The 9,405-nt window shown below is 68.9% G+C and carries 7 protein-coding genes and 1 pseudogene; all 8 read left to right on the top strand.

Annotation, left to right across the window (positions count from 1 at the left end; translation table 11 throughout):
• A pseudogene (sucC, locus tag ABDW35_RS24875) lies at window positions 1-581 on the top strand (succinate--CoA ligase subunit beta); the annotation flags it as partial.
• Complete coding sequence (gene sucD, locus ABDW35_RS24870; RefSeq protein ID WP_343716551.1) at window positions 581-1,456, top strand: succinate--CoA ligase subunit alpha; 876 nt, start codon at window positions 581-583, stop codon at window positions 1,454-1,456. The pseudogene sucC and the gene sucD, both read left to right, overlap by 1 nt.
• Before the next feature lie 306 nt (window positions 1,457-1,762).
• Complete coding sequence (locus tag ABDW35_RS24865; RefSeq protein WP_343716552.1) at window positions 1,763-4,681, top strand: 2-oxoglutarate dehydrogenase E1 component; 2,919 nt, start codon at window positions 1,763-1,765, stop codon at window positions 4,679-4,681.
• 40 nt (window positions 4,682-4,721) lie between these two features.
• Entirely contained in the window at window positions 4,722-5,978 is a 1,257-nt protein-coding gene (odhB, locus tag ABDW35_RS24860) for a 2-oxoglutarate dehydrogenase complex dihydrolipoyllysine-residue succinyltransferase (protein ID WP_343716550.1), read from the top strand.
• A 54-nt stretch (window positions 5,979-6,032) separates the two neighbouring features.
• The gene (locus ABDW35_RS24855; protein ID WP_343716549.1) at window positions 6,033-6,536 is read left to right on the top strand and encodes a hypothetical protein; all 504 of its coding nucleotides are present in this window, start codon (window positions 6,033-6,035) and stop codon (window positions 6,534-6,536) included.
• Window positions 6,537-6,607: 71 nt separating this feature from the next.
• On the top strand, window positions 6,608-7,195 hold the full coding sequence (locus ABDW35_RS24850) for a TetR/AcrR family transcriptional regulator (RefSeq protein WP_343716548.1): 588 nt from the start codon (window positions 6,608-6,610) through the stop codon (window positions 7,193-7,195).
• Window positions 7,196-7,324: 129 nt separating this feature from the next.
• Complete coding sequence (locus ABDW35_RS24845) at window positions 7,325-7,780, top strand: (2Fe-2S)-binding protein (protein WP_343716547.1); 456 nt, start codon at window positions 7,325-7,327, stop codon at window positions 7,778-7,780.
• A 17-nt stretch (window positions 7,781-7,797) separates the two neighbouring features.
• Window positions 7,798-9,405: molybdopterin cofactor-binding domain-containing protein (locus tag ABDW35_RS24840; RefSeq protein WP_343716546.1), on the top strand; the 1,608-nt coding region annotated here is incomplete at its 3' end.

Here is a 9,405-nt window from a genome sequence, read left to right as displayed (position 1 = left end):
AGATCAACCCGCTGGTCGTGACCGGCGCCGGGCAGCTGATCGCGCTCGACGCCAAGATGGGCTTCGACGACAACGCCCTGTTCCGCCACAAGGACATCGAGGAGCTGCGCGACGAGAGCGAGCAGGATCCGACCGAGACCGAGGCGGAGAAGGCGTCGCTGAACTACGTCAAGCTCGACGGCAACATCGGCTGCATGGTCAACGGCGCCGGCCTCGCCATGGCGACCATGGACATCATCAAGCTGGAGGGCGGCGAGCCCGCCAACTTCCTGGATGTCGGCGGCGGCGCCACGCGCGAGCGGGTGACCACGGCGTTCAAGCTGATCCTGTCGGACCCGAATGTCGAAGGCATCCTGGTCAACATCTTCGGCGGCATCATGCGCTGCGACGTGATCGCCGAGGGCGTGGTCGAGGCGGCGCGGGAAGTGTCGCTGCACGTGCCGCTGGTGGTGCGGCTGGAAGGCACCAATGTCGAGCGCGGCAAGCAGATCCTGGCCGAGAGCGGGCTGCCGATCCTGTCGGCCGACGACCTCGGCGACGCCGCAGTGAAGATCGTCCGTGCCGTGAAGGAGGCCGCGTGATGGCCGTGCTCGTCGACAAGAACACCAAGGTGATCTGCCAGGGCTTCACCGGGGCCCAGGGCACCTTCCATTCCGAGCAGGCGATCGCCTACGGCACCCGCATGGTCGGCGGCGTCACCCCGGGCAAGGGCGGCACCCGGCATCTCGACCTGCCGGTGTTCGACACCGTGGCGCAGGCGGTGGACCAGACCGGCGCCAACGCCAGCGTCATCTACGTGCCGCCGCCGTTTGCGGCCGACGCGATCCTGGAGGCGATCGACGCCGAGATCCCGCTGGTGGTGTGCATCACTGAGGGCATCCCGGTCCTGGACATGGTCCGGGTCAAGCGGGCTTTGGCCGGGTCGGCGACGCGCCTGATCGGTCCGAACTGCCCGGGCGTGATCACGCCGGGCGAGTGCAAGATCGGGATCATGCCGGGGCACATCCACCGCCGCGGCAAGATCGGCATCGTCAGCCGGTCGGGCACGCTGACCTATGAGGCGGTGGCGCAGACCACGGCGGCGGGGCTGGGCCAGACCACCTGCATCGGCATCGGCGGCGACCCGGTGAACGGGACCAACTTCGTCGACGCGCTGACGATGTTCGTGGAGGACCCGGAGACCGAGGGCATCATCATGATCGGCGAGATCGGCGGCGACGCCGAGGTGATGGGCGCCGAGTTCCTGAAGGCCAGCGGCACGAAGAAGCCGGTGGTCGGCTTCATCGCCGGCCGCACCGCGCCTCCCGGCCGCCGCATGGGCCATGCTGGCGCCGTGATCTCCGGCGGCCATGACACCGCCGACCACAAGATCGAGGCGCTGAAGGCCGCCGGCATCGCCGTCGCCGACTCCCCCGCCTCCCTCGGCAAGACCATGCTCGCGGCGATGAAGAGCTGACCCTTCACCACCGCGACGGATGCGAAGCCCCGACCGGTTCCGCCGGTCGGGGTTTTTCATGTCCGGATCGCGTCGATTCGGACCGTCTATGTCCGACACGATGTCGCGTTTGCGTTCTTTGCGTAGGTGATCTGTCGTATTGGCGCCGGAAATTGCTCGTTCCGCGCCCGACATATCTTTCATCCATTGGACTTTCGGCGTAGGTTGCGCGCCACTTGAGCCCGTCCCGCGAGGGACCGCCCGGCCGCGGCGTCAATGCGGCCGCCGACCGCCAGGGAAACGGCCGGAGACCGGCCGTTGGAAATGATGGGTAGCCCGTCGGAACAAAGTTCCTTCCTGTTCGCCCCGAATGCCGATTTCATCGCCGAGCTGCATGAGCGCTACCGCGCCGATCCAGGCTCGGTCGATGAGAGCTGGCGTGCCTTCTTCGCCGGCCTCGGCGAGGGCGAGGCGGAGGCCGACACCGGACCGTCCTGGAGCCCGCAGAACGGCGCCGTCCCCGCGGTCAGGCTGAACGGCCTGGGCGAGGCCTTCGCCCTGGAGGCGCCGACCGAGGCACCCGCCAAACCCGGGGCAAAGCCCGGCAAGGCCCCGGCCGCCGCGGCTGCCGCCGCCCCGGATGCCGACGCCATCCGCCGCGCCGCGCATGACACGCTGCGGGCGATGCAGCTGATCCGCGCCTATCGCGTGCGCGGCCACCTGCTGGCCGATCTCGACCCGCTCGGCCTGACGGTGCAGAGCAAGACCCATCCGGACCTAGACCCGGCCACCTACGGCTTCACCGAGGCCGACATGGAGCGGCCGATCTACGTCGCCGGCCAGCTGGGCCTGGACACGCCGACGCTGCGCCAGATCGTGACCCGGCTGCGCGCCACCTATTGCGGCCATATCGGCGTCGAGTACATGCACATCCAGGATCCGGCCGTGCGCGCCTGGATCCAGGAGCGGATCGAGACCATCGAGAACCGCACCGAGTTCACCCCCGAGGGCAAGCGCGCCATCTATGAGCGCCTGACCGCGGCCGAGAGCTTCGAGCGCTTCCTCAACGTCAAATACACCGGCACCAAGCGCTTCGGCCTGGATGGCGGCGAGGCGATGATCCCGGCGCTGGAGCAGATCCTGAAGCGCGGCGGGCAGCTGGGCGTCGAGGAGATCGTGGTCGGCATGGCCCATCGCGGCCGCCTGAACACGCTGGCCAACTTCCTGGGCAAGCCCTTCGCCGCGATCTTCTCGGAGTTCCAGGGCAACCCGGCGAACCCGGACGACGTCCAGGGCTCGGCCGACGTGAAGTACCATCTCGGCACCTCGTCGGACCGCGACTTCGATGGCCACACCGTGCACCTGTCGCTGACCGCCAATCCGTCGCATCTGGAATGCGTCAACCCGGTGGTGATCGGCAAGGTCCGCGCCAAGCAGACCCAGCGCCGCGACGAGGACCGCAGCGCCGTCCTGCCGCTGCTGATCCATGGCGACGCCGCCTTCGCCGGCCAGGGCGTGGTGGCCGAGACGCTGATGATGTCCGACCTGAAGGGCTATCGCGTCGGCGGCACCATCCACTTCGTCATCAACAACCAGATCGGCTTCACCACCGCGCCGGTCTATTCCCGCTCGGGCCCCTACTGCACCGACGTGGCGCGGACGGTCCAGGCGCCGATCTTCCACGTCAACGGCGACGACGCCGAGGCGGTGGTGCATGCCTCGCGCATCGCCATCGAGTTCCGGCAGAAGTTCGGCCATGACGTGGTGGTGGACATGTTCTGCTACCGCCGCTTCGGCCACAATGAGGGCGACGAGCCGGCCTTCACCCAGCCGCTGATGTACAAGACCATCGCCAAGCACCCGCCGGTGCGCGAGCTGTACGCCCGGCAGCTGGTCGAGGAAGGCCTGCTGACGGCCGAGGCCGCCGAGGGCGTGGTGCGCGACTTCCAGAAGCATCTGGAGGAGGCGTTCGAGGGGTCGACCACCTACAAGCCGAACAAGGCCGACTGGCTGGGCGGCGCCTGGTCGGGCCTGACCATCGCGGCCGGCGACGACCGCCGCGGCGCCACGGCGGCGCCGGAGGAGTTGCTGCGCGAGGTCGGCAAGGCGATCAGCACGGTCCCCGCCGGCATCAACATCAACCCGAAGGTCGCGCGCCAGCTCAAGGCCAAGGCGCAGATGATCGAGACGGGCCGGGACATCGACTGGGCCACGGCCGAGGCGCTGGCCTTCGGCACGCTGGTGGCCGAAGGCATCCCGGTGCGGCTGTCGGGCCAGGATTCCGGCCGCGGCACCTTCAGCCAGCGCCATTCGGTGCTGGTCGACCAGGAGACCGAGGAGCGCTACGTCCCGCTGAACCACATCCGCGAGGGCCAGGCCGCCTACGAGGTGCATGACAGCCCGCTGTCGGAATTCGCGGTGCTGGGCTTCGAATACGGCTATTCGCTGGCCGAGCCGCGGGCCCTGACGCTGTGGGAGGCGCAGTTCGGCGACTTCGCCAACGGCGCCCAGACCATCATCGACCAGTTCATCTCCTCCGGCGAGCAGAAGTGGCTGCGCATGTCCGGCCTGGTGATGCTGCTGCCGCATGGCTATGAGGGCCAGGGGCCGGAGCATTCCTCGGCCCGCATCGAGCGCTATCTGCAGCAATCGGCCGAGGACAACTGGCAGGTGGTGAACCTGACCACCCCGGCCAACTACTTCCACGCGCTGCGCCGCCAGATCCACCGCGACTTCCGCAAGCCGCTGGTGGTGTTCACGCCGAAGTCGCTGCTGCGCCACAAGGAGTGCGTCTCGACCCTGGCCGATTTCACCAACGGGTCGACCTTCCACCGCGTGCTGGGCGAGACCGCCGAGCTGGTGGCCGGCGAGCAGGTGAAGCGCGTCGTGATCTGCTCCGGCAAGGTCTATTACGACCTGAAGAAGGAGCGCGACGAGCGCGGCCTGAAGGACGTCGCCATCATCCGGCTGGAGCAGATGTTCCCGTTCCCGCGCAAGACGCTGGGCGCGGAGCTGGCCAAGTACCCGAACGCCGAGGTGGTGTGGTGCCAGGAGGAGCCCGAGAACCAGGGCGCCTGGTACTTCGTCGACCGCAAGATCGAGGCCGCGCTGGGCGAGATCAAGCATCGCAGCGCCCGGCCGCGCTATGCCGGCCGGCCGGAGGCCGCGGCCCCGGCCACCGGCCTGCTGCGCCGCCACAACCAGGAACAGGCCAAGCTGGTCGACGAGGCCCTGTCGGTCGGCTGATCTCAGAGCGCCCGAACGGACCGGAAGGAATGGAGACTCTATGAGCGTCGAGATCAAGGTGCCCGCCCTGGGCGAGTCGGTGACCGAGGCCACCGTCGCCCGCTGGCTGAAGAAGCCGGGCGAGGCCGTGGCCATGGATGAGCCGCTGGTCGAGCTCGAGACCGACAAGGTGACGCTGGAGGTCAACGCCACCGCGGCGGGCGTGCTGGAATCGGTGGCCGCCGAGGAAGGCGCCAATGTCGAGGTCGGCGCCCTCTTGGGCAGCATCGGCGAGGGCAGCGGCTCCCCGGCCGCCAAGCCGGCGGCCAAGGCCGAGGCGGCGAAGCCGGCTGCCGCTCCCGCGGCTGCGGCCCCCGCCCCGGCCAAGACCAATGGCGGCGAGGCGCCGATCGCCATGCCGTCGGCCGCCAAGATCATCGCCGAGAACAACCTCGACGCCGGCGCCATCGCCGGCAGCGGCAAGGGCGGGCGCATCCTGAAGGAGGACGCGCAGAACGCCGCCGCCGGCGGGTCCAAGCCGGCCGCGGCTCCTGCCTCGGGCAGCGTGATCGAGGTCCCCGCCTTCACCCGTCCGGAGAGCGGCCCGCGGCCGCAGAAGGACCGGGAGGAGCGGGTGCGCATGACCAAGCTGCGCAAGACCATCGCCACCCGGCTGAAGCAGGCGCAGAACAACGCCGCCATGCTGACGACCTTCAACGAGGTCGACATGACGGCGCTGATGGCGCTGCGCAACCAGTACAAGGACAGCTTCGAGAAGAAGCACGGCGTGAAGCTGGGCTTCATGTCCTTCTTCGTGAAGGCCTGCATCGTCGCGCTGAAGGAGCTGCCGGCGGTCAACGCCGAGATCGACGGCGACGATCTGGTCTACAAGAACTACTACGACATCGGCGTCGCGGTCGGCACGCCGAACGGGCTGGTGGTGCCGGTGGTGCGCGACGCCGACGGCCTGTCCTTCGCCGAGGTCGAGAAGACCATCGGCGACCTGGGCCGCAAGGCGCGCGACGGCAAGCTGTCGATGGCCGACCTGACCGGCGGCACCTTCACCATCTCGAACGGCGGCGTCTACGGCTCGCTGATGTCGACGCCGATCCTGAACCCGCCGCAGTCCGGCATCCTGGGCATGCACAAGATCCAGGAGCGGCCGATGGCGGTGGGCGGCAAGGTCGAGATCCGGCCGATGATGTATCTGGCCCTGTCCTACGACCACCGCATCATCGACGGGCGCGAGGCCGTGACCTTCCTGGTCCGGGTCAAGGAGTGCCTGGAGGATCCGCAGCGCATCCTGCTCGACATGTGACGATCCGGAAGGGCACGGTAAAACGTGCCCTTCTTCGTTTCGGAGACTCGTCCCGTGCTTCGCCCTGCCGCACTCGCCCTGCCCGTCCTGCTCGCAATCGCGGTGCCGGCTTCGGCGCAGGAGGCCGAGGGCTGGGGCACCGGCTACCACATGGGCACGGTCTATGCCGGGCTGACCAATGCCGACGGCGCCCATCTCGGCGTCTACTGCTCCGACGTGTCGCGGCAGGAGAATTCGGCGGTCCGCACCGGTCCCTACGTCCTGTTCTCGCTGCCGCGCAAGCTGGCGCTGGAGGGCAAGGCCGCGCCGGTGACCTTCACCGTCGACGGCAAGGCCACCCCGGTGCCGATGGGGATCGAGGTGGAGGAGGCGTCGACCGCCTTCGGCTGGGGCCCGTCCAAGGCCTTCACCACCGACCAGATGAAGGCGCTGGTCGAAAGCCTGCGCCGCGGCAAGGCGCTGACCGTCGGCCTGATGGAACCGGCGGTAAGCGAGCCCTTCACCCTCGCCGGCTCCGGCGCCGCGCTGGAGAACATCCTCGACTGCGCCAGACGCTGACGCGCTGTCCTTGACTCGAACCCGGCGAAGCGGCTAATCAACTAGAACGAACGTTCGATCGAGTGCCATTCGTGTTTGCCGACGCCGACATCGACAGCAAGCGCGACGCCATCCTCAAGGCGACCCTGGAACTGGTGGCGGAGCGCGGCTTCCACGACACGCCGATGTCCCAGGTCGCCAAGCGGTCCGGGGCCAGCCCCGGCGTGATCTACCACTACTTCGCCAGCAAGGACGAGCTGATCCGCGACCTCTACCGCGAGGTCAAGGCTGTAAAGGCCCGGGCCATGCTGCAAGGCGGGGTCGACGGCGCGTCGCCGAAGGACGCGTTCAAGCAGACCTGGCGCAACGCCTACGATTTCTACCGCACCCACCGGCTGGAGGCCCGTTTCCTCGAGCAGTACGAGAACTCTCCCTATCACTGCCCGACCGACCTGCAGGAGCTGGCCAAGGAGGACGAGAATTTCGCCGTCCTGGCCCGACGGCTGGGCTTCGTCGACGGCGGCAGCCCGTTCAAGCCGCTGCCGTCGGAGATCGTCTACGACCTGTCCTTCGGGGTGGCCGCGCGTCTTGCCCGACGGGCGCCGGACACGCCGCTGGATGAAGCGACGCTGGACGACATTGCCGAGGGCTGCTGGCGCGCCGTCGCCCGCAACCCCTAAGCCTTTCGGCAAATTCGATCGAATATTCGATCTAGACCTTTGTTCCTAGATCCGCGGCCAACGCGGACATGTCAGCCCCGGCGCGGTGCCCGGCCCTGATCGCACCGCATCCAAATTGGGACATCGACCATGGTGAAGCTCAACATCAATGGCGCCGACCACGAGCTCGACATCGATCCGAAGATGCCGCTGCTCTGGGCCCTGCGCGACCATCTCGACATGACCGGCACCAAGTTCGGCTGCGGCCAGGCCCTGTGCGGCGCCTGCACTGTGCATCTGGATGGCCAGCCGGTGCGGTCCTGCCAGACCTTTGTCGGCGACGTCGGCGACAGCAAGATCACCACCATCGAGGGCGTCAACGGCAAGGTCGCCGAGGCGGTGCGCGCCGCCTGGACCAAGCTGGACGTGGTGCAGTGCGGCTACTGCCAGTCCGGCCAGATCATGTCGGCCATCGGCCTCCTGAGCCAGACGCCGAAGCCGACCGACGACGACATCGTCGCCGCGATGGACGGCAACATCTGCCGATGCGGCACCTACCAGCGCATCCGCGCCGCGATCCACGACGCCGCGGCGCAGCTGGCCTGAACCGGGAGGGACGATCCATGTTTGCTCAGCCCATCGTCGCCGCGGCCGGAGCCGCCGACGACCTCGCCAGGCCGAACCGCCGTTCTTTCCTGAAGGGCGCCAGCGCCCTCAGCGGCGCGCTGGTGGTCGCAGCCCATCTGCCGCTCGCCCGCCGCGCCATGGCCGCGACCGGCGACCTCGCGCCCAACGCCTTCGTCCGCGTCGCGCCGGACAGCACCGTCACGGTGCTGATCAAGCACACCGAGATGGGCCAGGGCGTCACCACCGGCCTGACCACCATCGTCGCCGAGGAGATCGACGCCGACTGGGGCCAGATGCGCTTCGAATTCGCCCCGGCCGACGCCAAGCTCTACAACAACCTCGCCTTCGGCCCGATCCAGGGCACCGGCGGGTCGACCTCGATCGCCAATTCCTGGGACCAGCTGCGCAAGGCGGCCGCCGCGGCGCGCGCGATGCTGGTCCAGGCCGCGGCGGCGGCCTGGAACGTTCCGGCCGCTGAGATCACCGTGCAGAAGGGCGTCGTCGCCCACGCCTCGGGCAAGTCCGCCCGCTTCGGCGAGCTGGCGGCCCAGGCCGCGGCGCTGACCCCGCCGGCGGACGTCACGCTGAAGGACCCGAAGGCCTTCACCCTGATCGGCACCCATGTGCCGCGGCTGGACACCCCGGCCAAGATCACCGGCAAGGCCGGCTTCTCGATCGATGTCCGCCGCCCCGGCCAGCTGACCGCGCTGGTCGCCCACCCGCCGCGCTTCGGCGGCAGCCCGAAGAGCGTCGACGCGTCGGCCGCCAAGCAGGTGCCTGGCGTGGTCGACGTCGTCACCATCCCGACCGGCGTTGCGGTGGTGGCGAAGGACACCTGGTCGGCGATGCAGGGCCGCGAGGCGCTGAAGATCGAATGGGATGCGGCGGCCGGCGAAGGCCAGTCCACCGATGCGATCATGGCCGGCTACAAGGCCATGGCACAGACGCCCGGCCTGACCGCGGCCAAGCGCGGCGACGCCGCGGCGGCGCTGCAGAAGGCGGCGAAGGTGGTCGAGGTGGAGATCGAGTTCCCCTACCTCGCCCATGCCCCGATGGAGCCGCTGAACGGCGTGCTGGAGCCGACCAAGGACGGCGCCGTCTGGTGGGCCGGGTCGCAGTTCCAGACCATCGAGCAGGCGACCATCGCGGCCATCCTCGGCCTGAAGCCGGAGCAGGTGACGATCAGCTCGACCTACACCGGCGGCTCCTTCGGCCGGCGCGCCACACCGACCGCGGACTATGCGGCCGAGACGGCGATGATCGTCAAGGCGACGGGCGGAAAGGCGCCGATCCACCTGATGCGGACCCGCGAGGACGACATGAAGGCCGGCTATTACCGGCCGATGGCGTATCACAAGGTCCGCGCCGGGGTGGACGCGGCCGGCAATGTCAGCGGCTGGGACCATGTCGTGGTCGCCAAGTCGATCATGATCGGCACCTCCTTCGAGGCCTTCGCGGTCAAGGACGGCATCGATGCTACCAGCATCGAGGGCGCGTCGGACACCGCCTATGCGGTGCCGGACCTGACCGCGACGGTGCACAATGCCAAGGAGGGCGTGCCGGTGCTGTGGTGGCGCTCGGTCGGGCACACCCACACCGCCCAT

The sequence above is a fragment of the Inquilinus sp. genome (assembly GCF_039594555.1).
Lineage (GTDB): Bacteria > Pseudomonadota > Alphaproteobacteria > DSM-16000 > Inquilinaceae > Inquilinus.
The sequence above is the reverse complement of the archived record's forward strand: the minus strand, read 5'-3'. Positions and strand labels throughout refer to the sequence as shown.

Coding starts and splice junctions, on each gene's coding strand:
- sucD (WP_343716551.1), top strand. CDS start 581: ATGGCCGTGCTCGTCGACAAGAACACCAAGGTGATCTGCCAGGGCTTC.
- ABDW35_RS24865 (WP_343716552.1), top strand. CDS start 1,763: ATGGGTAGCCCGTCGGAACAAAGTTCCTTCCTGTTCGCCCCGAATGCC.
- odhB (WP_343716550.1), top strand. CDS start 4,722: ATGAGCGTCGAGATCAAGGTGCCCGCCCTGGGCGAGTCGGTGACCGAG.
- ABDW35_RS24845 (WP_343716547.1), top strand. CDS start 7,325: ATGGTGAAGCTCAACATCAATGGCGCCGACCACGAGCTCGACATCGAT.